Source organism: Niallia circulans (assembly GCF_007273535.1).
GTDB classification, from domain to species: Bacteria; Bacillota; Bacilli; order Bacillales; family Cytobacillaceae; genus Niallia; species Niallia circulans_B.
The window spans coordinates 2,870,371-2,895,276 of the sequence record NZ_RIBP01000004.1; the positions used below are offsets into that span (position 1 = coordinate 2,870,371).

Genomic DNA, 24,906 nt, shown 5'->3' on the forward strand with positions numbered 1-24,906 from the left:
AAAAAATATTGAAAAAAGCTATTCAACAATTGTTTGTTCTTGTCGATATTACTTCTAGAGATAGGAGGGGCTCTTTTGACAGAAAAATATAAGTTCAAAAATTTAAGGATTGGTTACAAATATGGAATAGTGTTTTTATTAACACTTGTCTTATTTTTAACTTCAATCGGAATCACGTATGTATCCTTAAACAAAATGTCCAGTAATATGAATGAAATTAGCAGTAAAAATGAATTAAGCATCAATACAATGGAATTGGTAGCGCTCTTTCAAGAGAAAAACACGCAAATACCGTTGTATTTTCATGATGCAAACGATGAGAAGCTTGATGAATACTTAGAATTAAGTAAAAAATTCACTTTGACTGCTTTAAAAGTAGAAAAAAATATCGAAGGCAATGAGGCTAAAAAAATATATTTAAAGCTTATCGCCAACAATCAAGAAATTGATGAAATATTCTTTAATTCTGTTGTACCGAATGTTAAGGATTTTAATACTACTTCTTATAAAGAACTTGAAAAGCAAATCAGTGACTTAAAAGGTAAGGTAACAGAGGAAGGCGAACAGCTTAATAAACTCGTTTCCGCGGAAAACAAGCAATCATTGGCTGATTCTAAGTCATATGTAACAAGAACAAGCTTCCTAGTCGGCATCTTAACAATTGTGACAATTGCCATTTCAGGTGCTATCTTAATTATTATCTCTAAAAGAATACAAGGGAAGTTAAAGCATGTTATGGAGGTAAGCGATTCCATTGCTAATGGAAAATTAGATGTGTCGCTGCTCGATGAAAATTCTACAGATGAAATTGGCGTTATGTCCAAATCGATAAATAAGATGGGCCAAAGCTTGAAAGAAACGATTCATGGCATTTCATCCATGTCTACAAATCTTGATTCAAGAAGTGCAGAAGTATCTGAGGCAGCTGCTGAAGTCAGCACTACGATTGATACTATTTCAATGACTGTTCAGGAGCTTGTGGAAGGTGTTAATGTCCAAGCAGATGCTTCATCAACGATCGCAGTCAACATGCAGGACTTTAACCAACAAATTGCTGTAGCAGATGAAAATGCAAATGAATTGGTGAAAACTTCAGCTGTTGTCACTGCTTCAAGTAAAGAGGGCTCAAGACTTATGAATAGGTCTTTAGAGCAGATGCACACCATAAATACTGTTGTAACAAGCAGTGTCGAAAAAATGAAAGAGTTGGAAGGTAATACGGCAAATATTACCAAGCTTGTGACATTTATTAAGTCGATTGCTGAACAAACAAACCTGCTATCCTTGAATGCGTCTATTGAAGCGGCCAGAGCAGGCGAGGCAGGCAAAGGCTTTTCGGTTGTTGCAGAAGAAGTACGTAAATTAGCTGTGCAAACATCTGATTCGATAACAGATATAACCGGTTTAGTCACAGCAATTAGAGAAAATAGTATTGAATCACTAACACAGCTTGAAAAAGGCTATGAGGAAGTGAATAAGGGTGCTGAACAGATAAAAATGACAGAAAGCACCTTTAATGCCATTATGGATGGAATTACTAATTTAACGGAGAAATCACTGAATATATCAGAAATCATTAAGGAATTTACAAAGACGGGTAATGGCATAAGTGCGTCTGTTGAACAAATTGCCGCAGTGTCAGAGGAATCAGCAGCCTCCTTTGAAGAAGTTTCTGCCTCGATGATGCAGCAAAATGACATGATGACAAGTATTACAGCAAACTTTAAGGAAATTACGCAAATGGTCGATAATATGAATAACATGATTCAAAAATTTGAACTTGATAAGGAGGAGAAGGGACATGCGTAAGTCACTGCAGAAAAAGCTTATGGCAGGAGCGTGTGTCATGGCCATGACTTTTTTGGCTGCCTGCTCCCAAACTACTACACAGCAAGCAGAAACAAAAATGAAGCTTGCACAAGATGACAGCAAGGTATATGTTGGCTTTTCATTAGACACACTGCAAGAGGATCGCTGGTACAAAGACAAGGAAGCATTTGAGAGTAAAGTGCTGGAGCTTGGTGGCGAAGTGAAAACTCTTGCTGCAAATGGTGTCGATAGTGTGCAAATCAAACAAGCAGAGCTGCTTATCGCAGAGGGTGTCGACGTATTAGTCGTAGTGCCACATAATGCAGAGGTTTCTGCTGAGATTGTCGACAAAGCGCATAAAGCAAATGTGAAAGTTGTTTCTTATGACCGCCTGATTAAAAACGCCGATGTAGATTATTATATTTCCTATGATAATAAAAAGGTTGGACAATTACAGGCACAGGAAATACTCAAAAAGCAAAAGAAAGGCAATTTCGCCTACATTGGTGGAGCTGAAACAGACAATAATGCTGTGCTCTTTCGAGAGGGTGCCATGGAAGTACTTCAGCCTTATATAGATAAAGGCGACATTAAGCTCGTGGTTGATAAATATACAGATGAGTGGCAGCCTGATATAGCAGAGTCTAATATGAAGCAAGCGTTAAAGGAAAATAATAATGATATTCAAGCAGTTATCGCCGCAAATGACGGAACGGCAGGCGGTGTTATCGATGCTTTAAAGGCAATTGGGAAAACAATACCAGTTTCAGGACAAGATGCCGAAATCACTGGCCTAAAACGAATACTTGCTGGCAGCCAAACAATGACCGTTTATAAACCAATTCAGGCAATTGCAGAAGATGCAGCAGCAATCGCCATAAAGGTCGGCAAAAACGAAAAAGTCGAAACAACAGCTACTGTAAACAATGGTAAAAAGGATGTCCCATCCATTCTGCTTGATCCAGTAGCAGTCACAAAAAGCAATATAAACGAAACAGTAATCAAAGATAAATTCATCACGGAAGATGAGCTGAAATAATGAGCAGGAGCTTCTATTGTTAGAAGCTCCTTTCCTATGTATAGATGACACTACTCTTTTTTGATTGGATAGTATATAATGAAACGTATAGAAAAAGATAGTATCTAGTACTAAGAGCAGCTGGTATAATAAATATAGAACAACTATATACAATACGTTTTAATTTACATAAAGGAGTTTTAATATGTATACATTTACAAGTAACTTTGCCAATATCGTTTTGAAATTATTCGGACGCAGTGTAGCAATACATAAAGACAAGCTTCCAAAGGATACCGGTTATGTTGTAGCATGCTCCCATATTGGCTGGGTTGATGTTGTGGCGCTTGGGACTGCCATGCTGCCAAATCAAATTCATTTCATGGCAAAAAAAGAGCTGTTTGCCAAACCGAATGCGGGAAAGTTTTTGACAAGCATTAATGCGTTTCCAGTCGACAGAGAAAATCCAGGTCCAAGCAGTATTAAAACACCTGTTAAATTGCTTAAAGAAAAGAAAATCGTCGGCATTTTTCCAAGCGGAACAAGAACATCTGAGGACGTGCCTTTGAAAAGAGGGGCAGCGACTATTGCCAACTTGGCAAAGGTGCCGATTGTCCCAGCGGCATTCAGTGGTCCGACTGATGTTAAGGGCTTACTGAAAGGCAGAAAAATCAGGGTAATCTTCGGCGATCCAATTTCTTTGCAAAAGGAAGATGGCACAAGAAAGGACGTTGCCGAGCTGACACAGGAAATGACAGCTGCAATGGCAAGCCTTCAAAAACAGCTTGATGAATTTGGGCAAAAACAATGATTGATTTAGCGATTGTTAAAGACATACTTAACCGCTATCCACTGCCGCTTGTTGATGAAATCTTAGAGCTTAAAGCAGGGAAAATGGCAGTAGGCGTCAAACAAATTAGTAAGGAAGACACATTTGCCACAGGAACAAACCCAGAAAGCCCAATCCTGCCAGGTGTTCTTATCATTGAAGCAATTGCGCAAGTATCTGCAGTTGCGATTCACAGTGAAAAGAAGCATGAAGGAAAGTGGGCACTGCTTGCGAAAATAACAGACTGTAAAATAAAAAGACCCGTTTTTCCTGGTGATGAGCTCTGTATGGAAGTATTTGTCACAAAGGTTAAAAAAACGATTGCAAAGGCAAAAGGCATCGCAACCGTTCGCGGAGAATTGATATGCGAAGCAGAGCTGCTGTTTTCGTTCAAATAATAACCAAAAAAATGTATGCAAAGTATTCTGCATGCATTTTTTTACATACACAAAATAATTTTACGCACTCAATTTATTTATTAAAAAAACAATAAGCAATTAAAATCAAAAACTCATATTAAAATTCGTCCTTCTAAATCTCTACTAAAAAGAATATAAATTTTAGAGAGAAAGGAGACGACCTATGCCAATATCTAAATTCAAATATTATTTCCAATTCATCTATACTACTATACTGGGAGTCATCCTTGTTTTTATCTTAATTTCTGGTGCAACAACCTCATTTGTTTCACAAAAATTCTCCTCCGATTATATAAGAGGGGCATTGGAAAAGGTTGATGCAGCAAACCTTTATTCCCAGCTTTTTAACTTTGAAAATCATTATTTTCCAAAGGAAGGAAGCACCATTTCGTTATCGAACCTTTTCTTTCAGGTTGCTACAAATATAAGACTTGATGATACCCGAACATTATTAGGAAGAGAGCTTCCTCAGCTAAGCTTCTATCATACAAAAATCATTGTGGCAGAGGAAGGGACAACCATTGCGCAATTACCATATGAATCAACTCCATCTGAAGAAATTTTGAAAAATCCAAAGGAAGCTGATGAAGAAAAAATCGCCGATGATACACCAAAAACAGATGACAATAACACACATCAAACCTCCACTGAAAAACGAGTGTTAATCTATCAAACACATAATTTAGAATCGTATTTACCGCTGTTAAAAAATGCAGAAAAGCCTGATGATGCCATAAGTGCAGACGAACGGGTCAATGTTGTCAGCCTTGGATCAAAACTAACAAGCCTGCTCCAAAAAGACGGAATTGGCGTACAGCATGATAAAACAAACATGAACCAAAAGCTATTGGACCGTAAGTGGAAATATACAGCATCCTACAGTGCTTCGAGTGAGGTTGTTGAAACAGCGATATCGGAAAATAAAGACCTAACTTATCTAATTGATATCCATAGAGACTCAGCGAGGAAAAAAACGACCACAGCTACTATAAATGGTAAGAGTTATGCTAAAATAGTCTTCGTTGTTGGTGAAGGATATGAAGGATATGAAAAGAACCAGGCATTTGCTAAAAAGCTGCATAAGGAACTTGCTGCAAAATATCCTGGTATTAGCAGGGGAGTTTACGGGAAAAGTCAGGATCAAGGAAACGGTATCTACAACCAAAACTATTCAGATAAAGCCATCCTTCTTGAAGTCGGCGGTGTCGACAATAATCAAGAAGAGCTGAACCGAACAATTGATGCCTTTGCCGATGTTTTCTCAGAAATATATTGGGAGGAAAACGGCGCAACTGAACAATAATACAGAAACAGCCTCCTTTCCATCGTAAAAGGAGGCTGTTATTTGTTTTTGGAACTTTTACATTTCAGCTGCTGGTATAAAACAATATACGAATCAAGCTCTTCGCTTTTCTTTAAGACATCAATGCTGTCTAAGCCCTTTCTTGTTGCAGTTTCTAACAGCTCATAGCGAAGACTATTTATTTTTATAAGTAATTCACTAAGTGAGTACTTTTGGTATTCCCCTTCATCACGCAACATCCAATTCACCCTCATTAGTTATACGGTTAAGTTAATTCTTATAGCCTATCATAATTCCAAAATATGAATAATTCATGAATATTCTTTTAACTTTTGTCTTCTGTATATATTTTAATAGATAATATATGGACGGAAGGAGGAATACAATGAAAGGATAAGGACCTGATTCATCACAAATCTTTTTATATTAAAAAAGGAGCGGATACTTATGAGTTTGCCAATCGCATTGCAGTTATGGAGTGTTAAAGAGGATGCTGAAAAGGATTTTTTTGATACCTTGGAGAAGGTGGCAAGCATGGGCTATGACGGTGTCGAATTTGCTGGTTATCACGGGAAAAATGCCCAAGAAATAAAAGCAAAGTTAAAAGAGCTTGGATTAAAAATTGCCGGTTCCCATATTAGCATGGAAGAAATATTGCAAGACACTGATAAAGTAATAAAATTCGAGCAGGAGCTTGGCAATAAATATATTGTGTGCCCGTGGGCAAGCTTTCCTACCCTTCTTGAGTGGGACGACTTTGCAGAAAAACTGCAGCAAACAGGTGCTAAGCTTGCAGCAGCTGGAATGTCTCTGCTTTATCACAATCATAATCATGAACTTGCCAGCGAGGAAGGGCCGGTTATTCTTGATAGACTGTTTGAGGCTATACCAGCAAGCTGTTTAAATGCTGAGCTTGACACATATTGGCTAGAATACGCAGGCGTTAATGCCATTGACTATATGGATAAATGGACAGGCAGAACTCCGCTTATCCATGTGAAGGATATGGATTCTAGCAAACGGGAAAGTACTGAAATCGGCAATGGCAGTCTGAATATAAAGGGCATTGTTGAAAAAGCTTACAAGAATGGAACAGAGTGGCTGATTGTGGAACAAGAAGCATTTACACAAGCCCCGCTTACAAGTGTTGAAATTGGTTTGCACAATTTACGTAGAATAGTCGCTGATTTGTAATAGCAAGTCCTCCCCATGCATTTTAAGTTGACCTAAGAAATGAAAACGCTTATAATTCAAATTGTAATCTTTGGTGAAACGTTTCGATAAAGTGAATGGGGAGGCAGAAATATGGTTCAGCTCGATCTCAAGTCAATCATTCAAAACATGACATTAGAAGAAAAGGTCGCACAATTAATGCAGCTGTCCGGAAATTTTTATTACGGACTCGCCGGGGAAATAACTGGTCCATTTGAAGAGATGGGCATCAGCGATTTTGTTGTACAAAACAGCGGATCTGTTTTAGGTGTTTCAGGTGCAGACACCGTGCGAAAAATTCAAGCGGAGCATTTAAAAACGAATCGGCATGGCATTCCACTTTTATTCATGGCAGATATCGTCCATGGCTATAAAACTATCTTTCCAATTCCATTAGCAATAGGCTGTTCCTGGGATTTGGAGCTGGCAGAAAAAAGTGCAGAGGTTGCGGCAAGTGAAGCAGCGGTTGCTGGTGTTCATGTCACCTTTGCACCAATGGTCGATCTCGTCCGTGATCCGCGCTGGGGCCGGGTGCTTGAAACGACTGGAGAAGACCACTATTTAAACAGTGCATTTGCCAAAGCCTTTGTGCGAGGCTTTCAAGGCAAAAATCTTGCGGCTGACGACATGAGAGTTGCCGCGTGTGTAAAGCATTTCGCTGCATATGGGGCATCAGAAGGGGGCCGTGACTATAACACTGTCAACATGTCTGAACGCCAGCTGCGCGAATCCTATCTTCCTGCATATAAAGCAGCACTTGATGAAGGCTGTGAAATGGTGATGACATCCTTTAACACAGTCGACGGGATTCCAGCTACTGGAAACAAGTGGCTTATGCGGGATCTGCTTCGCGGGGAATGGGGATTTGATGGTGTGCTGATATCAGATTGGGGCGCAGTGAAAGAATTAATTCCTCACGGCGTTGCCGGTGATGAAGCAGAGGCAGCCCGCAAGGCAATCCTTGCCGGTGTTGATATTGAAATGATGACACCCTGCTATATCCGCAGCTTGAAACATCTGATTGAAAGCGGGGAAGTAACAGAGGCATTATTGGATGAAGCGGTGCTGCGCATTTTAAAGCTGAAGGAAAAGCTCGGATTATTCGAAAATCCTTACAGAGCGGCAGATGCTGTGAAGGAAAAAGCAGTGATACTTTCTGAAAGCAACCGGGAAGTTGCTCGTAAGATTGCAGAGAAATCATGTGTTCTTTTAAAAAATGACAATGGTGTGTTGCCATTGAACAAACAGCAAAAAATCGCCCTCATTGGACCTTTTGCCAAATCAAGTGACATTTTAGGAGCATGGTCTTGGCAAGGAGAAACTAAAAATACAGTAACCCTTAATGAAGCACTAGAAGCAATGACAACAAATGTAACAGTCGCACAAGGCAGTCATGTGGAGACAATAACAGAAGAACAAGTTGCAAAGGCAATCGTAGCAGCGAAGGCAGCAGATGTTATTGTTCTTGCAGTTGGTGAATATGCATCCATGAGCGGTGAAGCCTGCAGCCGTGCAGATATCACATTACCAATAGCACAGCTGCAACTGATTAAACAAATGAAAACATTAAACAAACCAATAGCCGTCATCCTGTTCAACGGTCGTCCCCTTGATTTACACGGTGTGATGGATGAAGCTGATGCAGTGCTCGAAGCATGGTATCCAGGTACAGAAGGAGCCGCCGCCATTGCTAATATTCTGTTTGGAAAGGTGAATCCATCAGGAAAACTGACCATGTCCTTTCCTTATGCAGCAGGACAAATTCCGGTATACTATAATGCTTATAATACTGGTCGTCCCTTTGACGGAGTTAGCCGTGACCATTATTTATCCAAATATTTAGATATCCCAAATAAACCGCTTCTCCCATTCGGCTTTGGTCTGAGCTATACAAACTACACATATGAGAATTTGCGATTGTCCTCCGATAAGATGACCGCAGACGAACCGATTCAAGTTTCACTAACCATAACAAATACAGGGAATTACAGCGGAGAAGAAATCGTTCAGCTCTATATCCGCGATATGGCAGGCGAAGTAGTCCGGCCTGTCAAGGAACTGAAGGACTTCCAAAAAGTAAAACTAAACCCTATGGAAGCAAAGGAAATACAATTCGAATTAACAGAAGAACAGCTGCAATATTATCACCAAGATATGAGCTTTACAAGTGATGAGGGCTTGTTTGAATTGTATGTGGGCAGCAGCAGTAATGATGTTTTATCCAGTGTATTCACGTTGTTTAAATGAAATTATGTGATGTAATGAGCAAATTTGCAAACTTAATTTTTAGTTGAAACGGATCGGAGGATACTTTCAAATGATTAATACAGGACAAAAAGAAACCTATACATTAAAGTCTGCGGATATGTCAGTAAGCTTTTTACCAACAGGCGACATTTTCGAGATGTTTAATGGCAATATAATGATAAATCAGCTACAGGGTAATCCAATTGATGGTGCTCCGAGTAATCTATTTTTAAGAGTATACACACAAGACGAGGTGGAAATTTATCCATTGCTTGGCATAAAGTCAGCAAGCGAAGTGAAGTTTTCTGATTCACAAGCTGTATGGTTTGGTAAAGCAGGCACGTTAAACTACCAAATCACGTTTACATTAACAGACAGGAATATTTGGTTTTGGGATATTGAGCTGGAATGTTCAAAAGCAGTAGTTGACATTATATACGGACAAGATATTGGGCTGGCTACTCGTGGAATGGTTCAATCCAATGAAGCCTATACAAGCCAATATGTAGGACATTCTGTTTTTGAAACAGAGGAAGGCGGAATCGCTGTCTGCTCTAGGCAAAATCAACCGCAGGATGGGCTTTTTCCGTATTTGCAGCTTGGTTCTTTCATGAAATTAAAGGCATTCTCTACAGACGGCTATCAGTTTTTTGGATTAACTTATAAAGAAACAGATATCCCCGAAGCACTGCTTAAGGAGCAACTGCAAAATAAGGTATATCAATATGAATTTGCTTATATTGCACTTCAATCTGAAAAAATACACATAGCGGGTAAAGAAAATTTTGTCTTTTACGGCATTGCAAAGGATAATCACGAAATGGCCATAACTGAGCATGAGTATGTACAAGAAATAAAGACAGCCTTCCAGGAAAAAGTTAACCAGAAAAACTTTCAAGCCGTTCAAAAACAAACGATGAAGCAAAATATAGGTAAACCTCTCCAAGTACTGTCCATGACATTGGAGGAAATCAATCAGCATTATCCGCAGCGCTGTCATGAGGAGTTGGAAGGCGACACGTTGCTATCCTTTTTTACAGAAACGCATGAACATATTGTATTAAAGGAGAAGGAAAATGTTGTTGAGCGATCGCATGGCCACATCATTCTTAGTGGCCAGAACACAACAATTAATGAAAATATTCTTACGTCAACCTCTTATATGTATGGCTTATTTAATACTCAAGTAACTGTCGGAAATACGACAATAAATAAACTGCTGTCAAATGCGAGAAATGGATTAAATGTAATGAAAGCATCCGGTCAGCGCATTTATGTGGAAATAGACGGAGCATATCATTTGTTAACGATGCCGTCACTGTATGAAATGGGCTTTAATTATACGAAATGGTACTATAAAACACACAATGAGACTTTTATTATTACAAACTATACATCAGCCAGTCTGCCGGAAATTCACCTTCACCTTCAAACAAAAAGCGGCAGAGCATACCGCTTTTTTATAACAAACCAAATAACAATCAATCACAATGAGTTTGATGCTTCTTTCCATATCGAGAAGAATGATAAGCTGCTGACAATAACACCAGCTAGCACAGCTCCAGTTGCAGCAGTCTATCCTAATATTTGCTACCATCTATACTTAGATGGAACGAACATGACTGTTACGGACGAAAAAAAGCTGATTAATGGTGCTGAAAGCTTGTCCGCTTCCCTTGTTGTCCTTGATTTGGAATGTACAAATCAATTTACGCTAACAGTTCAGGGACATATTAACGGGGGAGACTTTATAAAATCGGCAGAAAATTTAGAAACGGAAAAAAAGAAGTATCAAGCTTTTTATCAAGACATGCTGAATGGCTTTAAGCTGTCACTCCCACAAAAGAAAAGTAAGCACCTTGAGAAACTTAATACATTAGCATGGTGGTACACACATAATATGTTTATCCACTATCTTGTTCCACACGGTTTAGAGCAATATGGCGGTGCTGCTTGGGGTACTCGGGATGTATGTCAGGGGCCTGTTGAATATTTTATGGCTGCAGGCAGGTTTGAAATCGTAAAACAAATTCTACTGAAAGTATACACCCATCAATTTAAGGATGATGGAAATTGGCCGCAATGGTTTATGTTCGATAAATACGAGACAATTCAGGCTGGCGAAAGTCATGGGGATGTTATTGTTTGGCCGTTAAAAGTGTTAGGAGATTATTTATCCGCTACCGAGGATTACAGTATATTGGAGGAAGAAATCCCGTATACAGACAGACAAACACTACGAAAGATTTCATCTGCAAGTCTTTTGGAGCATGTCGACAAACAAATAACTTATATAAAAGACCATTTCTTACATGATACATTTTTGTCGGCATATGGAGATGGAGACTGGGATGATACACTGCAGCCGGCAAACAGCCAGTTGAAGAAATATATGGTTAGCAGCTGGACTGTCGCACTAACATACCAGGTGTTGAAGCAGTACGCACAAGTCCTCAGAAATTATGATGAATCACTGGCAGATGCTGTTCAATTGTTAGTTGGTGGAATAGAAAAGGATTTTAAAAGGTTTATACTGAACTCGCCTGAAATTCCTGGATTTCTGTATTTAGAGGATGTGAGGAAAGCCGACCGTCTCATTCATCCGCAAGATAGCAAAACAGGTATTCAGTATCGCTTACTGCCAATGACCAGAAGTATCATTGCAGAACTATTTACAAAAGAGCAGGCAGAAGAACATACATCAATAATATTCAATCATCTCCTGCATCCCGATGGTGTTAGACTAATGAACAAACCGGCACCATATACAGGCGGAGTCAGCGTCCAATTTAAGCGTGCCGAACAAGCAGCCAATTTCGGAAGAGAAATAGGTCTGCAATATGTACATGCACATATCCGCTTCATTGAAGCGATGGCTAAATTGGGAAAGGCTGAAGAGGCTTGGCATGCTCTTGCAGTCATCAATCCGATTAATATTAAGTCAGTTGTTCCAAATGCAGAACGCAGACAAAGCAATGCGTATTTTAGCAGCTCTGACGGAAAGTTTTCTAATAGATATGAGGCAGCCGAACGATTTAACGAACTGCAAGCAGGAAATGTTGCCGTCAAAGGAGGCTGGCGCATCTACTCAAGCGGTCCAGGCATTTATATGAATCAGCTAATCTCCAATTGCCTTGGAATTCGGCAGCTGCCCAAATACCTTGTTCTTGACCCTGTTCTTTCAAAGGACTTGGACGGACTTAGATTTGAATTTGTTATTTATGGGAAGGCAGTTACTTTTATATTTAAGCAAACAAATGGAGAGAAGAAAATTACTGTTAACAACCAAGAACTTGCAGCAGAAACAGCAAAAAACCGGTATAGAGACGGTGCATTTCTTCTTCCTAAAGCACAGCTTTTAAACTATTTACAGGAAGGTATGAATGAGATAGTTGTTCAACATTAAAAAATACGGCATGTAGGGCTAATCTGCTCTACATGCCGTATTTTATTTGCTGCGATCATCCTTCAGCCGTCGTTTCTTAGAAGCTTTAGGCTGGAAACCTGCAAACGTAAAAAAGTGAAGATAGACTCAGTTATTTGAAGCCAGGAAATCAAAACGATTTCCTGGTTCCCTTCATTACGTTAAAAATAACTTTACACACTACAAGTACTATCATGATAATTTTGATAAAATAGGAGTATTGATTTAAATTACATCGCAACTTTAACAGTTTGGGGGGAGCTTTAATGGCAGGTATTAAGGACATCGCAAAGGAAGCTGGTGTTTCTATTTCTACTGTTTCGTATGCGCTGAATGGGAGTCCGAAAGTAACGGAGGAGACAAGAAGCCGGATTTTAGCTATTGCTGATCGGCTGGGATATGTGCCAAATGCAGCGGCAAGAATGCTGAAGGTGAAGCAAACAAAGATCATTGGGGTCTTTTTGGCTGATTATGGCGGCTATTTTTATGGTCCGCTGCTTCGTGGAATGCGTGAGGCTTTAAACGAAAAAGGGTATGAATTAATTGCGTGCTCTGGTGTTCAGTCCCATCGGCTTTTGCTGGAAAAGGTCATTGATGGCGGCATTATTTTAGATCAGGCTTTCACAGATGAGGAGCTGCTTAATTATGCTGACAAAAGCTATAAAGTAGTAGTGCTGGACAGAGAGCTCGTTCATGAAAATATTAAAGGTGTGCTTCTGGATAATATGGCTGGTGCAAGATTAGCTGTTAGAAAGCTTCTTGAAAACAATGTAAACAAACTGTATGCAGTCACGGGTCCTGTTGGTTCATATGATTCAAATAAACGGATGGAAGGTGTTAGAGCGGAACTGCAGTTGTTCCCAAGTGTAGAGCTGATTGAGCATCAAGGTAATTTCTTAAAGGATTCTGGTGAGGAGGCAGCAAGGCAGATTTTTGCGAACTACAGTGAACCTATTGCGATATTTTGCTTTAATGATGAAATGGCGGTTGGAATTTATCGTTATTTGCAAGATAAACAATATGAAATAGGAAAAGATGTGTTTCTTGTTGGTTTTGATAATATTGAGTTAGCGCAATATATGGTGCCAAGATTAAGCACCATCAGCTATTCGAGCTATGAATGGGGTTCAATAGCTGCTGATAATTTATTAAAGCTGCTGTCAAACGAACCAGTAGAAAATGAACAAATAGATGTAACGATAACGGTTGGCGGCTCTTCATAATTTTTTAAGCCTTAAGTTCTGGAACTTAAGGCTTTTTTTGTTTTATATTCTCTTAACCCGCATATTCCCCTGCATCAACAGCAAACTAAAAGTAGTATAAGCTATATTACTTAAGGGGGAAACGATGATGGATTTTCCGACAATACAGACCAATTTCTGGGATGCCGTGGCAGCCGTGCCGATTGTGATGGTACTGACACAATTGCTAAAGTGGATTTTTCATATACCAAAAAAATACAGACCAACATCTGCACTTATCTTAGGACTAATAATTTCTGTCTTTTTCAGTCATAGACATAGTCTAACAGCAGGTCTGTTTATGGGGTGGTTTTATGGTTATTCTGCCATTGGCTCGTATGCATCCATGAAAACAAGTGTATTAACAATAATAACCAAATGGGAGAGGAAGGATAAATTCCCACGAGTTAGACTGTTTTTAAAAAAGTTATTTTTACTAAAAAAAGAGTACAACACTTTGCCTGACTAAAAAAGCAGACGGAAAATCATCCATCTGCTTTTTATTTCTCAGAAGAGACTTCCTCATCCAGTGCAAGCAAGTATTGTTTATATCTTCGCAAAGCCGCTTCACTTGTTAAGGAGAAGCGTTCCATAATATATTCATCCGATCTGCCCTGCTGAATTTCCTCCAATATTGCGGTATTACGCAAGTTCACTGCTGATATTTTTCGCAAACCTGCCCGCTTGACTTCATCCTTTATCATTTCCTGGATGGCACGAACGGACAAAGCTTTTGGCTTTTGTCTGTCATAGTCATATTGAAAGGAAAGAGACACATTATTAAATGCGACAAAGAGCGGGTCCTTAGAATGGTATTTCGGGCGGAATAGCTCAGGAATTGAGTAAAAATACGTCCTGATATCCTCCATTATTTGCTTTTCAACAGCAAACTTCTTCATCGTTTCCCCAAACGGAATTGAAAGCTCTCCTTGTGCAAGATTCACATGCTCCATCGTAATGGCAAACACTTCAGTCGGTGTTAGCCCGAATGCTCTGATAAGGGATGCAATGGCAGCATTGCGCTCTACAAGAAAATTCCGAGCCGCTTTTTTTCCGGTTGCTTCTGAGTACCGAAGCTTCACCGTATACATGAATTTAGTAAACTCAACGTCCTCAATGAAATCATTGCTTGTTAAGGAACGGAGCGGTGCCGTATGTGATAATTTATGAATATCATGTGCAGCAATGCATTGATGATATTTTAGAAAACGGCTCAGTACGGTTGCTAACCGGCGAATTGTTGCATGAGAAAGTTTTTTTTTATGCAAATAAACGAAGTATTTTTGAATATCGTCTTTTCTTAATGCCTTCAATGTGTTCATATCCGTTTTTTTCTGCTCTGCTTCAAGCCATGAAAAAAACTTCTTCAAGTCTGATTCATATTGTTTAAGTGTCAATTTAGAGCGTCCGGCTTCGTGCAAATCCTCAAGGAAAGCATGTGCAAAATCGGGTAATATAGCCATAAGCTTTCAGCCTCTTTCTTTTTTTGAAAATTTTTATGTATTTAGATTAACTTCTTTCTTTATTTTAACATAGGTTAGTAATGGAGAGAGAGGGTGGATTTAGGTTGATTAGAGCTAAAATTGGAGAATCGACATATGTGATTGGAACAGAGCTAGAAGCACACTTTAGCTCATTCAAGAAACATATAATCGGAGATGATTTTGCCTACCCTACTGTTTATGGAACCCAGAAATTATTATATGCTGATTGGACGGCGAGCGGAAGACTGTATCGGAAAATCGAAGATAACCTTGTTGACATAATTGGTCCATATGTAGCAAATACACATACAGAGTCAAACATAACCGGCACCTATATAACAAATGCCTATCATGAGGCAAAAAATATTATAAAAAAACATGTACATGCAAATGAGGATGACATGCTTATTTTTGACGGATTTGGCATGACAGGAGTAATCAATAAATTCCAAAGATTAATCGGCATTAAACATATGGACAAACGAACACTGACCATAAAGGAAAAACCGATTGTCTTTGTGACACATATGGAGCATCATTCTAATTATCTGTCTTGGCTTGAAACATCTGCAGACGTTGTTACGATAAGACCCTCGGCCAATGGCGATGTGGATTACAGTCACTTAGAGGAATTACTTGAGATGCATAAGCAAAGCACTAGAAAAATAGGAGCATTTACCGCTTGCTCTAATGTAACTGGCAGAAAGACCGATTATCATCGGCTTGCAAAGCTAATGCATCAATATGGGGGCATTTGTCTTGTTGATTTTTCGGCATCTGCTCCATATGAAATGATAAATATGCATCCAGACGATAAAGAAGCTGCCCTTGATATTATCTGTTTTTCACCACATAAGTTTTTAGGAGGACCAGGTACAAGTGGTGTTCTTATCATGAATAAAAGCCTTGTTCATGCAAAAATCCCTGATCATCCAGGGGGAGGAACGATCGACTTTACGAATGGATGGGGTGATGTCCTTTATAAAAAGAATATAGAAGAAAGGGAAGACGGCGGGACCCCAGGCTTTCTTCAAGCGATTCGGACTGCCCTCGCTATTCAGCTAAAGGAAGAAATGAATGTCCGGAAAATGCAGGAGCGTGAACAGGAGCTCATTGCTTTATTGATGACAGAGTTAAATAAAATACCGGGAATAACGATACTGGACGGTGAAAATAAAAACCGCCATGGCATTATTTCCGTGATTTGTGAAGGGCTCCATTATGATCTTGGAGCAAAGCTGCTTAATGACCGGTTTGGCATTCAAGTTCGTGGCGGCTGTTCGTGTGCCGGCCCATATGGTCACTATTTGCTTGGTGTGAGCGAGGCACAATCTAAGCAAATAGCAGCGGAGGTACAAAAAGGAATCTTTACTAATAAACCTGGATGGATAAGAATCTCGCTTCACCCGACAATGACTAATCAGGAAGTCTATTCGATTATTCATGCCTTTAAGAAGATAATTATGTATAAAAAAGAATGGCAAAAGGATTACCGCTATATGCCGAGAAGCAATGAATATGTTTGTGCATTAAGAAGCATGGATAATCATACGGATATTTTTAGAGCCTCCTTAAAGTAAGGAAAGAAGCTTTTTAGTTGAATAAGAATCTGCTATAATAATAACAATTGAATAAAAAGCAAACCACAGGGGGAGCATGTATGCTGAGAGTGATCTTAAATGATCAGACCCTTTGAACCTGTTAGTTAAGACTAGCGTAGGGATCGTGGCTGAAGCCTATTTACTAAGTGTTTAATTTAGGATCACTTTTTTTATGCGAAAAAAAGTGCGTTAATTTTACTTCATCTCCCCTTTGGTATGCGTACATAACAAGGGGGATTTTTTATGAAAAAAATGAGGTTAGTCGTCTTAATTGAAATTGCTATTTTTGCAGCTATAGCGTTAGTGTTGGATTTACTGCCTTCTATTCATCTTGGAGCAAGCGGGTCCATCTCGATTGCCATGGTGCCGATTTTTATAATTGCTTTTCGCTGGGGTTTTAAAGCAAGTGCAACAGCCGGCTTTTTATGGGGACTTTTGCAAATCGTAACAGGAGATTTGCAGGCACTGGCATTTTGGCAAGTAATTCTAGAGTATTTCCTAGCATTTGCTTGTATTGGTTTTTCCGGTCTGTTTATGCCGAAAATACAAAACAAACTCAAAAACGGAGAAATAGGAGCCGCTTCACTGGTGATGATTGCAGCTATACTCTTAGGCAGTGCTGTCCGCTACTTCTGGCATTTCCTTGCAGGTGTTACGATTTGGGCACAATACGCACCAGAAGGCCAGTCAGCCTTTGCGTATTCATTATTCTACAATGGTGTCCCGTTCATTGGAGCATCCGTATTATGCTCGATTGCAGTTGTCATCTTACTAAGTGCAGCACCGCGGTTGGTACTTGATCGTCCAACTGGGCGCGCAGGCTACTATTCTGAAAATTCGGAAGCAAAATAATGATTAACAAAGGAGTCCAAATGGGGCTCTTTTTTGTGTGTAATATTCAAATAATATCCACAAAATATACTATTTTGGTTATTGTGAAAAGAGTAACATTTTCGTGTGATGACCATATAAAAGAAGAAAGGAGGAGCCTTTTAAGTTTTCTGTAGCTTGAAAAAATCAAATTGGGAGTAATTTATGTGAAAAAGCACAGGACAGCCAGTTTGCTTGCGACAATCACGATTTTTCTTGTATTTACTGTTCCAGCACACGCTGATGATGGGGAATCTGCAGAAACATACATGCCAATAATTGAAAAACAGGTTAATGAGTTTGATGAAAATGAAGAAGTAGCGATTTATAAGGCTAAAAAAGGGAACGAAACAAAACCAACAAAAAGACTGGTTATGATAAATGGAATAAACGTACGGGAGTTACAACTTCAGAAACAACCATAAAACAAGATGTTACAGCAGTGGACTGGGCAATATCTAAAAATGGCAAGACTTATATTTGGAATTTCGTAATACCAGCAGCTTTAGTTAAGTCAAACAAGACATCTACAATTTATTCTTATAAAGAATAATTATAAAATAATGTTGTTAACGTTAACAATATTTATAAAGTAATAATCTATGAAAAATAATATGGCATTACATGAGGGACACTCTGTTGACTTCGGTCCAAGTGCTGTTGTTATCGACAGTGATGAAATGGTTATCGGCAGTGATGATGATGTGTTTATTTATGATTTAAAAGACTTTCGTTTGAAAAATCCTTTCCGATTCAAACAGACCCCGACCTGCTGTTTGGCAGTCTGCTTGTCAAACCTTCAGAATAACTCTAACAAACAATTGGAAAAGGCTCTTCCTTTTGTCTGCACTTTATTCATGTTAGAATAAAAATATCTTTCTATTAAAATAGAAAAATAAGGCATCATTTGACATGCATCACAGGAGGAAGGTAATGGCAGAAATAACTTTTCAAGCGCCAAAAAGGCCAAATAAGTATAAAGTCTTACTGGGACTAGCATTGGCTGTTTTATTGGTAGTGACAAGCATCTTCTTTATATTCTATCCATTTGCAAGCTCTAAAACGGCGGAATACTTTAAAGGGGAAAACCCAATTATATTGGATGGAAAACAGGCTGGTAATGCAATAACGGTTGATGGAACTGCTTACTTGCCGTTAAGCTTCTGGCAGGAAAATATAGATGAAAGCATCACTTATGATTCAGAAAGCAATTCTGTAATTGCCACAACAAAGGATAAAGTGATTCAGTTTCCATCAGAATCTGTTTCCTATTTTGTTAATAATGAAACGGTGGATCTGCATTTTCCCCCGATTAAGGATGACAATGGTGAGGTTTATGTGGCAGTCGAACCGTTAATCGAGTTTTATCCGTATCAGTTTACCAAACTAAGTGATGACACTAATGCAATTTTATTGGAAAAGGACGGCACGGAAAAAACAGCGGCAACTTTCAAGCCCAAGCAAGTGCGTAATGATTATGCGAGGCTGCGTACAGAACCGACACTTTTTTCTGCGTATACTGGTGAGTTAAAGCAAAAAGAAGCTGTCACAATTGAAAAGGAAGAGGGCGACTATTATTTTGTCCGCAAGAACAATGGTGTAGCTGGATATATAAAAAAAGACCTTGTTACAACAGGGGATACTATAACTGTTAAAGCGGAAGTAGACGAAAAAACGCCTGCGCTAAAAAAAATAAACGGTCCAGTTAATCTAACATGGGAAGCTGTTTACTCTAAGAACCCAGACACTGCTGATATACCTAAGATGGATGGTGTTAATGTCGTTTCACCGACATGGTTTAAGCTGTCTGGCAACAAAGGAAATGTCAGTAATCTTGGCTCAGCGGATTATGTTAAATGGGCGCATAAACAGGGCTATCAAGTATGGGGACTATTCTCCAATGACTTTGACCCAGAAAAGACGCATGATGTTTTTAAAAACTTTGAGACAAGACAAAAAGTAATCAGACAGCTGCTAGTGTACAGTGAAATGTACAATCTTGATGGCATCAATATTGATATTGAAAATGTTAATGAAGAGGACGGCGAATATGTTACTCAGTTCGTAAGAGAAGCAACGCCATACTTCCATGATGCTGGCTTGACTGTATCGATGGACATCACATTCATTGCCGGAGGAAACTATTCTGCCTTCTTTGAAAGGGACCATCTTTCAGAGATTGTCGACTATTTAGTTGTCATGGCATATGATGAGCATTGGGCAACATCGCCAACAGCCGGCAGCGTTGCAAGCTTGCCGTGGGTGGAAGAAAACCTGAAAACATTGTTAGAGCAAGTTTCAAATGAAAAGCTTGTTTTAGGTGTTCCATTATATGCAAGGCTTTGGGAGGAAAAGGAAAATGGTGACATATCATCTGAAAGTCTCTCAATGGAAAAAGTACAGGAATGGCTCGATAAATATAAGGTGAAACCAACTTATGATGAAGAAAGTGGCCAAAACTATGGTGAGTACTATGATTCCAAATCAAAATCAACCTATAGAATTTGGCTTGAGGATGAATTATCCTTATCTAAGCGTGCCAAGCTTGTAGAAGATTATGAATTGGCAGGCATCGCAAGCTGGTCCCGCTATTTCGCAGATGAGTCTGCATGGGTGGCCATGGATTTGGAAGAAGATAGTGAACAATAGATAGAGTCCTTCTTTATATACAGAGAATATTCGCTGTGTATAAGGAGGGTTCTTTTTTATATTAAGAATAAAGACATTCTAGTTAATATACTTTGCTAATTATCAACATTAAGATACACTAAAAGAAAACCCACGACAAAGATGGAGGGAAGACATATGATTAAAGTAATTCCGTTAGGTACAGGTGGAGCCTTCACAAAATATTATCATAATAACTATATTATGGAGCTTGGTGAGAGAAAGCTGCTTGTCGATGCAGGGACAACTTTGCGCTCCAGCCTTCCTGCTGCAGGATATAATTATCCCGATATTACGGATATCGTTATAACCCATTTACATGCAGACCATGTTGGTGGCTTAGAGGAATTTGCCCAGCGCTGTATGTATTTGCATCAATATAAACCGCATCTTTGGATAAGGGAAGAGCTTTCCGAGGGAATTAACAACACTTTATCAAGTGGTTTATGTACAGATGGATTGGTGCTGGATGATTATTTTCATGTGCATTATGTGAAGGATCGCTTTAGCTTAGGAAGTCATTATGAGGTGGAGCTTCTGCCAACAGATAATCTGCATGCAAACAATATGTTGTCAATGGGGCTGAAGCTTTATGACAACCAAGAAAACATCAATATTATTTATACGAGTGACATCGGCAAGCATGAAGAGGCTTCGTTTGATGCTCATATGGACGAAAATACGAAGGCTCTCTTTCACGATATTTCCTTTATAAAGACACCTGTGCATTCGTACATAGAGGATGTTATAACTTACTATACTGGCAAAATAGAGCTTCAATCAATTTACGGGATGCATTATAGTGATGATATCGACATAACAGAAACAGAAGATAAATACGGCATACAAATAGTACGAGCTAATCAACCTATATTGTTTAAAAAATAAAGCAGACATATATTTATGTCTGCTTCTTTTTACAATTAATCATGCGGATTAATAATAGCGAGGACTTGATGATCCTCCCATTTCCCATGGATTTTGACATTTTTTCTGGCAATTCCTTCTTTATGAAAGCCCGCCTTTTCTAATACTTTAATTGACCCAATATTATGCGGCATTACGCCTGCTTCGATGCGGTGCAGATGGAGGCTATTAAAGGCATAATCGACAGCAAGTTTGACTGCCTCTGTAGCATAACCTTTGCCGTTATGTGCCAAATCTATAAAGTAGCCAATAAAAGCACTTTGCAGGGAGCCTCGAAGCACCTGAAACAAACTAATTGTCCCAACTAGCTGCTTTGCTTCTGTTTGATAAATCCCAAATTGATAGTGAGAATCTTCCTTCCAAGTCTTGCTCCAGCCATTAATCAGTTCTATTTGTTTGTTGCTAGTATAATAGTCTGCTGCTCGCTCCATCGCATATTTTTCAAAGAATTCTTTGTTGTTGAACTGAAATTGGAGCAGTGCTGCTGTATCCTCCGTATTAAAAGGTCTGATACATATTTTTTTACCATAAATCATTAAACTACTACCACCTTTCTTATAATATGCTATTACTATTAATATACCGTAAAATAAGAAATCGTTGTCTTAAAAAGTGTTTTTATTGATCGTTATTAGTTCCGTTTTTTGGTTTACGGAGTAGTTACTATAATAAAAAAACAAGTGGGATGAAGCTAAAGCTACTCGACTCCAGCGAGAAATAGGGAAAATGATGAGAGCCCGCTGCGAAATGAAACGAACTAATACACCCATCCGTTTATTTTGTTACATTCCTACGAACAAGGTAAACTGGAATGGTTATTTTGACCTTATCTTGTATCCAGAAAACACTAAGATTTTATTATGACGCTATAAGGATGCTTACAAATAGAATCCATTGAGTAACTTATAAAAGGCATATGATTTGTGATTTAGGAAAAATTAACAGTAGTTTACTGCAAATTTAGTGAGAAAAGATATGAGGACATTATATGAGTGAGAATAAAAGACAAAAACGGAAAGATGAGCATATTGAGTTAGCACTGCAATCAGAACACGCATTGACCTCTGACTTTGATGAACTGACCTTTATTCATCGGTCATTACCTGAGGTATCCATCCTGGATATTGATTTGAGTACAAGCATTGGTCCGCTTGCGATGGAGTTTCCATTATATATTAATGCGATGACAGGCGGCAGCACTAAATCTGCAGCAATTAATGCTGCTCTTGCTAAAGCGGCAAATGCCGCAGGTTTACCAATGGCAGTTGGATCTCAGCATGCAGGCATAAGAGATGCAGAGCTTGCTAATTCTTATAAGGTTGTTCGTACAAACAATCCGAACGGCCTCATTTTTGCGAATGTTGGTGCAGATGTACCGTTAGAATTTGCTCGCAAAGCAATTGACATGCTGGAGGCTGATGCATTACAGGTTCATCTTAATGTACCGCAAGAGCTCGTCATGCCAGAGGGCGAAAGAGATTTCAGTGGAATGCTCGCAAAGCTGGAAAAGCTGGTTTCAAAACTATCTGTGCCGCTTATTGTGAAGGAAACGGGATTTGGCATGAGTGTGGAAACAATCGCACAATTAAAAGGTATTGGGATTAATTATATAGATATTGGCGGGAGAGGCGGTACCAATTTTGTTCATATTGAAAATGAACGAAGAAGCAAAAAAGACTATTCTTATTTAAAGGGGTGGGGTCATTCAACGGCTATATCGCTTCTAGAGGCAAAGCCAGTTGCTGAGGGTCTGACAATTATGGCATCGGGCGGCATTCGCAACCCTCTTGATGCTGCCAAGTGTTTTTCTTTAGGAGCAAGCGCTGCAGGTATCGCCGGTCCATTTTTAAAGATTCTCCATGAATTTGGAACAGAAGGTCTAATAGAGGAATTAGAGGAATGGAAACAGCATTTACAGATAATATTTCTGCTGCTGGGCGTGAAATCTATTAATGACTTGCAAAAATATCCAATTGTTACAGGGGGTAAGCTTAAAAATTGGTGTGAGGTCAGAGGCATAGATATATTATCTCTAGCAAGACGAACGATACAATAAAAAAAGCTGAACATTATGTGTCAGCTTTTTGTTTTGTTTTTTTAGTTTTTTTAATAGTCGATTCTTTTGCTTCCTATATAAATATGATATTATCAATATTCAATCAATATTGTTTATTTTTTAGAGAAAGAGGAACAACATGTTTGCAACAATTTTTTGGACTATATACATAGGTTTACTTGGTACAGCAGCAATAGGTTTTTTGATAAAAGGAAAGTACAAGACGACTCTATCAAAAATTGATTTTGCTGTTTCTGTTATAACATGGATAGGTTTGTTTGGGTTTGTGACAGACACTCAAATTTGGACACCAATTTTTTGGAAAATAGTGTTTGTTGGCGGATTGGCATGGGAAATAGTCTATGGGATATTTTTAAACGACTATTATGGAGAGGATCCGGAGGAAGAAGTTCCACTCCCTGTTACAATTATATTTTTTATTGTATTTGTTGGTCCATTATATTATGGTTTATACCACTATGCCTATTAATTTTACATACAAAAGAGCTTCCATGCAGGCTCTTTTTTTATTGGGTAAATTTGCTTGATGCAGCATGTTAAAAAATGCTGTTCAAGCACCTCAAGTTATTTTAAACGGATAATTAAATCTTCATATTTTGCGAGAATAATAGATTTTGTCAGAGGATTTTGTATTTCGGCAAGTCCGTTTCCATGGTCGAAGAAGAACAAATGAATTTTGCTTTTATAAATGACCTTTTGACCTAATCTAATTGGAGCTCCTCCTTTTAGGTAAAGCTTAAAATATAAACGCAACGTAATAATAGTAAAAGAAGGATTATCCTTCTCTTTACCGAATCAAACTAAAGAAACACTTAGCAAAAAGCAGGGGATATGGAATTTCTATTATCTTATGCACAAGAAGTTGTTCGGGCTCCTATTTTAGAAAAGCTTCCGTTTGGTTTGAACAATCATGAAAGAGTGAAATATTAAAACTAACATGGAAAGAAAGAGAGGGAGTTGATGAAGATATTTCACATAAACGGGAAGTGTGAGATTTCTGTTTCAGCGAACTGAAATATGACTAGAACGAATAAAGTAAGCTCCTATATTACATGGCTTTTATGGCTGACAGGATTAATTTTAGTTGGTGCAGTCACCCTTTTCTTTTTGTGGAGGCAAGGGATTTGGATACCAAATGCCTTTCGTGCAGATGATTATGCCGTAAAAGGGATTGATGTATCTGCTTACCAAGGAGAAATTAACTGGCCGAAAATCGAGAATCAGGATATGGAATTCGCTTTTTTAAAAGCGACAGAAGGGAGCTCTTTTGTTGATGAGCGGTTCGCATACAATTGGGAGGAAGCACGTAAAACATCGCTCCGTGTCGGTGCATACCACTTTTTCAGCTATGAAAGCAGCGGCAAAACGCAAGCTGAAAATTTCATCCGCACGGTCTCTAAAGATGCAAATGACCTTCCACCTGTTATTGATGTTGAATTTTATGGAGATAAAGAAAAAAATCTCCCTGTGCGAAGCGACGTCGAAAAAGAGCTGAAAACAATGATTGACATGCTCGGTAAGCATTATGGAAAAAGAATCATTATATACACAACACAAAAAGCGTATGATTTATACATAAAAGATGGGTTCAGGGAAAGTGACATTTGGATTCGCGATGTTTTTACAGATCCTTCGCTTCCAGACAAGCGGAATTGGGTCTTTTGGCAATACACGGATAAAGAAAGACTCGAAGGATATAATGGCAAAGAAAAATTCATTGATGTAAATGTGTTTCATCGAAGTTCAGCGGAATTTAACGCATATGGAAAATAAACAAA

22 protein-coding genes and 1 riboswitch are annotated in these 24,906 nt (G+C 38.7%); of the genes, 19 read left to right on the plus strand and 3 right to left on the minus strand.

Going from position 1 to position 24,906, the window contains the following annotated elements:
• Window positions 1-75 precede the first annotated feature (75 nt).
• From CEQ21_RS22175 to spoIIP, 5 genes are all read left to right on the plus strand, one after another.
• On the plus strand, window positions 76-1,809 hold the full coding sequence (locus CEQ21_RS22175) for a methyl-accepting chemotaxis protein (RefSeq protein ID WP_185766391.1): 1,734 nt from the start codon (window positions 76-78) through the stop codon (window positions 1,807-1,809).
• Window positions 1,802-2,848, plus strand: coding sequence for a sugar ABC transporter substrate-binding protein (locus CEQ21_RS22180; protein WP_185766392.1), 1,047 nt, complete (start codon window positions 1,802-1,804; stop codon window positions 2,846-2,848). The genes CEQ21_RS22175 and CEQ21_RS22180 overlap by 8 nt, the downstream gene beginning before the upstream one ends.
• A 184-nt stretch (window positions 2,849-3,032) precedes the next feature.
• On the plus strand, window positions 3,033-3,638 hold the full coding sequence (locus CEQ21_RS22185; protein ID WP_185766393.1) for a lysophospholipid acyltransferase family protein: 606 nt from the start codon (window positions 3,033-3,035) through the stop codon (window positions 3,636-3,638).
• A complete protein-coding gene (fabZ, locus tag CEQ21_RS22190; RefSeq protein ID WP_235907305.1) occupies window positions 3,635-4,054 on the plus strand; it encodes a 3-hydroxyacyl-ACP dehydratase FabZ in 420 nt (139 codons plus the stop codon). Before CEQ21_RS22185 ends, fabZ begins: the two co-directional genes overlap by 4 nt.
• Before the next feature lie 184 nt (window positions 4,055-4,238).
• Complete coding sequence (spoIIP, locus tag CEQ21_RS22195) at window positions 4,239-5,378, plus strand: stage II sporulation protein P (protein ID WP_185766394.1); 1,140 nt, start codon at window positions 4,239-4,241, stop codon at window positions 5,376-5,378.
• Between the two features lie 38 nt (window positions 5,379-5,416).
• Here the strand turns inward: spoIIP and CEQ21_RS22200 are convergent, their stop codons facing one another.
• On the minus strand, window positions 5,417-5,617 hold the full coding sequence (locus tag CEQ21_RS22200) for an aspartyl-phosphate phosphatase Spo0E family protein (RefSeq protein WP_185766395.1): 201 nt from the start codon (window positions 5,615-5,617) through the stop codon (window positions 5,417-5,419).
• Between the two features lie 208 nt (window positions 5,618-5,825).
• On the opposite strand from CEQ21_RS22200, the gene CEQ21_RS22205 reads away from it, so the two are divergent.
• The 5 genes from CEQ21_RS22205 (at window position 5,826) to CEQ21_RS22225 (ending at window position 13,971) form a co-directional block, all read left to right on the plus strand.
• Window positions 5,826-6,572, plus strand: coding sequence for a sugar phosphate isomerase/epimerase family protein (locus tag CEQ21_RS22205; RefSeq protein WP_185766396.1), 747 nt, complete (start codon window positions 5,826-5,828; stop codon window positions 6,570-6,572).
• Window positions 6,573-6,683: 111 nt separating this feature from the next.
• The gene (bglX, locus tag CEQ21_RS22210) at window positions 6,684-8,837 is read left to right on the plus strand and encodes a beta-glucosidase BglX (RefSeq protein ID WP_185766397.1); all 2,154 of its coding nucleotides are present in this window, start codon (window positions 6,684-6,686) and stop codon (window positions 8,835-8,837) included.
• A 70-nt stretch (window positions 8,838-8,907) separates the two neighbouring features.
• Window positions 8,908-12,243: a GH36-type glycosyl hydrolase domain-containing protein gene (locus tag CEQ21_RS22215; RefSeq protein ID WP_185766398.1), complete on the plus strand. Its 3,336-nt coding sequence runs from the start codon at window positions 8,908-8,910 to the stop codon at window positions 12,241-12,243.
• Window positions 12,244-12,527: 284 nt separating this feature from the next.
• Window positions 12,528-13,484, plus strand: a complete 957-nt coding sequence (locus CEQ21_RS22220) for a LacI family DNA-binding transcriptional regulator (protein WP_185766399.1) — start codon at window positions 12,528-12,530, stop codon at window positions 13,482-13,484.
• Between the two features lie 127 nt (window positions 13,485-13,611).
• A complete protein-coding gene (locus tag CEQ21_RS22225) occupies window positions 13,612-13,971 on the plus strand; it encodes a hypothetical protein (protein WP_419181625.1) in 360 nt (119 codons plus the stop codon).
• Window positions 13,972-14,002: 31 nt separating this feature from the next.
• Here the strand turns inward: CEQ21_RS22225 and CEQ21_RS22230 are convergent, their stop codons facing one another.
• On the minus strand, window positions 14,003-14,965 hold the full coding sequence (locus tag CEQ21_RS22230; RefSeq protein ID WP_185766400.1) for a tyrosine-type recombinase/integrase: 963 nt from the start codon (window positions 14,963-14,965) through the stop codon (window positions 14,003-14,005).
• A gap of 80 nt (window positions 14,966-15,045) precedes the next feature.
• On the opposite strand from CEQ21_RS22230, the gene CEQ21_RS22235 reads away from it, so the two are divergent.
• From CEQ21_RS22235 to CEQ21_RS22260, 6 genes are all read left to right on the plus strand, one after another.
• The gene (locus tag CEQ21_RS22235) at window positions 15,046-16,566 is read left to right on the plus strand and encodes an aminotransferase class V-fold PLP-dependent enzyme (protein WP_185766401.1); all 1,521 of its coding nucleotides are present in this window, start codon (window positions 15,046-15,048) and stop codon (window positions 16,564-16,566) included.
• Window positions 16,567-16,624: 58 nt separating this feature from the next.
• Window positions 16,625-16,727: riboswitch (TPP riboswitch) on the plus strand.
• A gap of 103 nt (window positions 16,728-16,830) precedes the next feature.
• Window positions 16,831-17,439 (plus strand): energy-coupled thiamine transporter ThiT, encoded by a 609-nt coding sequence (gene thiT / locus CEQ21_RS22240; protein ID WP_185766402.1) that lies wholly within the window; start codon window positions 16,831-16,833, stop codon window positions 17,437-17,439.
• A 185-nt stretch (window positions 17,440-17,624) separates the two neighbouring features.
• Complete coding sequence (locus CEQ21_RS22245; protein ID WP_185766403.1) at window positions 17,625-17,882, plus strand: hypothetical protein; 258 nt, start codon at window positions 17,625-17,627, stop codon at window positions 17,880-17,882.
• Between the two features lie 189 nt (window positions 17,883-18,071).
• Window positions 18,072-18,326 (plus strand): hypothetical protein, encoded by a 255-nt coding sequence (locus CEQ21_RS22250; protein WP_185766404.1) that lies wholly within the window; start codon window positions 18,072-18,074, stop codon window positions 18,324-18,326.
• A gap of 64 nt (window positions 18,327-18,390) precedes the next feature.
• Window positions 18,391-20,106 (plus strand): glycosyl hydrolase family 18 protein, encoded by a 1,716-nt coding sequence (locus tag CEQ21_RS22255; protein WP_185766405.1) that lies wholly within the window; start codon window positions 18,391-18,393, stop codon window positions 20,104-20,106.
• A gap of 156 nt (window positions 20,107-20,262) precedes the next feature.
• Window positions 20,263-21,012 carry an MBL fold metallo-hydrolase gene (locus tag CEQ21_RS22260; RefSeq protein ID WP_185766406.1) on the plus strand — a complete coding sequence of 250 codons (750 nt, stop codon included), beginning with the start codon at window positions 20,263-20,265 and terminating at the stop codon, window positions 21,010-21,012.
• A gap of 35 nt (window positions 21,013-21,047) precedes the next feature.
• Here CEQ21_RS22260 and CEQ21_RS22265 read toward each other — a convergent pair whose 3' ends face one another.
• Window positions 21,048-21,587 (minus strand): GNAT family N-acetyltransferase, encoded by a 540-nt coding sequence (locus CEQ21_RS22265; RefSeq protein ID WP_185766407.1) that lies wholly within the window; start codon window positions 21,585-21,587, stop codon window positions 21,048-21,050.
• A 452-nt stretch (window positions 21,588-22,039) separates the two neighbouring features.
• Here CEQ21_RS22265 and fni point away from each other — a divergent pair, with 452 nt between their 5' ends.
• From fni to CEQ21_RS22280, 3 genes are all read left to right on the plus strand, one after another.
• A complete protein-coding gene (gene fni / locus CEQ21_RS22270) occupies window positions 22,040-23,107 on the plus strand; it encodes a type 2 isopentenyl-diphosphate Delta-isomerase (protein ID WP_185766408.1) in 1,068 nt (355 codons plus the stop codon).
• 139 nt (window positions 23,108-23,246) lie between these two features.
• Window positions 23,247-23,597, plus strand: a complete 351-nt coding sequence (locus tag CEQ21_RS22275) for a hypothetical protein (RefSeq protein WP_185766409.1) — start codon at window positions 23,247-23,249, stop codon at window positions 23,595-23,597.
• A 548-nt stretch (window positions 23,598-24,145) separates the two neighbouring features.
• The gene (locus CEQ21_RS22280) at window positions 24,146-24,901 is read left to right on the plus strand and encodes a glycoside hydrolase family 25 protein (RefSeq protein WP_185766410.1); all 756 of its coding nucleotides are present in this window, start codon (window positions 24,146-24,148) and stop codon (window positions 24,899-24,901) included.
• The last annotated feature ends 5 nt before the right edge of the window (window positions 24,902-24,906 follow it).

Bases quoted from the DNA above. Each gene is read 5' to 3' on its own strand.
- CEQ21_RS22180 (WP_185766392.1), top strand. From the start codon at position 1,802: ATGCGTAAGTCACTGCAGAAAAAGCTTATGGCAGGAGCGTGTGTCATG.
- CEQ21_RS22185 (WP_185766393.1), top strand. From the start codon at position 3,033: ATGTATACATTTACAAGTAACTTTGCCAATATCGTTTTGAAATTATTC.
- fabZ (WP_235907305.1), top strand. From the start codon at position 3,635: ATGATTGATTTAGCGATTGTTAAAGACATACTTAACCGCTATCCACTG.
- spoIIP (WP_185766394.1), top strand. From the start codon at position 4,239: ATGCCAATATCTAAATTCAAATATTATTTCCAATTCATCTATACTACT.
- CEQ21_RS22200 (WP_185766395.1), bottom strand. From the start codon at position 5,617: ATGTTGCGTGATGAAGGGGAATACCAAAAGTACTCACTTAGTGAATTA.
- CEQ21_RS22205 (WP_185766396.1), top strand. From the start codon at position 5,826: ATGAGTTTGCCAATCGCATTGCAGTTATGGAGTGTTAAAGAGGATGCT.
- bglX (WP_185766397.1), top strand. From the start codon at position 6,684: ATGGTTCAGCTCGATCTCAAGTCAATCATTCAAAACATGACATTAGAA.
- CEQ21_RS22215 (WP_185766398.1), top strand. From the start codon at position 8,908: ATGATTAATACAGGACAAAAAGAAACCTATACATTAAAGTCTGCGGAT.
- CEQ21_RS22220 (WP_185766399.1), top strand. From the start codon at position 12,528: ATGGCAGGTATTAAGGACATCGCAAAGGAAGCTGGTGTTTCTATTTCT.
- CEQ21_RS22225 (WP_419181625.1), top strand. From the start codon at position 13,612: ATGGATTTTCCGACAATACAGACCAATTTCTGGGATGCCGTGGCAGCC.
- CEQ21_RS22230 (WP_185766400.1), bottom strand. From the start codon at position 14,965: ATGGCTATATTACCCGATTTTGCACATGCTTTCCTTGAGGATTTGCAC.
- CEQ21_RS22235 (WP_185766401.1), top strand. From the start codon at position 15,046: ATGGAGAGAGAGGGTGGATTTAGGTTGATTAGAGCTAAAATTGGAGAA.
- thiT (WP_185766402.1), top strand. From the start codon at position 16,831: ATGAAAAAAATGAGGTTAGTCGTCTTAATTGAAATTGCTATTTTTGCA.
- CEQ21_RS22250 (WP_185766404.1), top strand. From the start codon at position 18,072: ATGGCATTACATGAGGGACACTCTGTTGACTTCGGTCCAAGTGCTGTT.
- CEQ21_RS22255 (WP_185766405.1), top strand. From the start codon at position 18,391: ATGGCAGAAATAACTTTTCAAGCGCCAAAAAGGCCAAATAAGTATAAA.
- CEQ21_RS22260 (WP_185766406.1), top strand. From the start codon at position 20,263: ATGATTAAAGTAATTCCGTTAGGTACAGGTGGAGCCTTCACAAAATAT.
- CEQ21_RS22265 (WP_185766407.1), bottom strand. From the start codon at position 21,587: ATGATTTATGGTAAAAAAATATGTATCAGACCTTTTAATACGGAGGAT.
- fni (WP_185766408.1), top strand. From the start codon at position 22,040: ATGAGTGAGAATAAAAGACAAAAACGGAAAGATGAGCATATTGAGTTA.
- CEQ21_RS22275 (WP_185766409.1), top strand. From the start codon at position 23,247: ATGTTTGCAACAATTTTTTGGACTATATACATAGGTTTACTTGGTACA.
- CEQ21_RS22280 (WP_185766410.1), top strand. From the start codon at position 24,146: ATGACTAGAACGAATAAAGTAAGCTCCTATATTACATGGCTTTTATGG.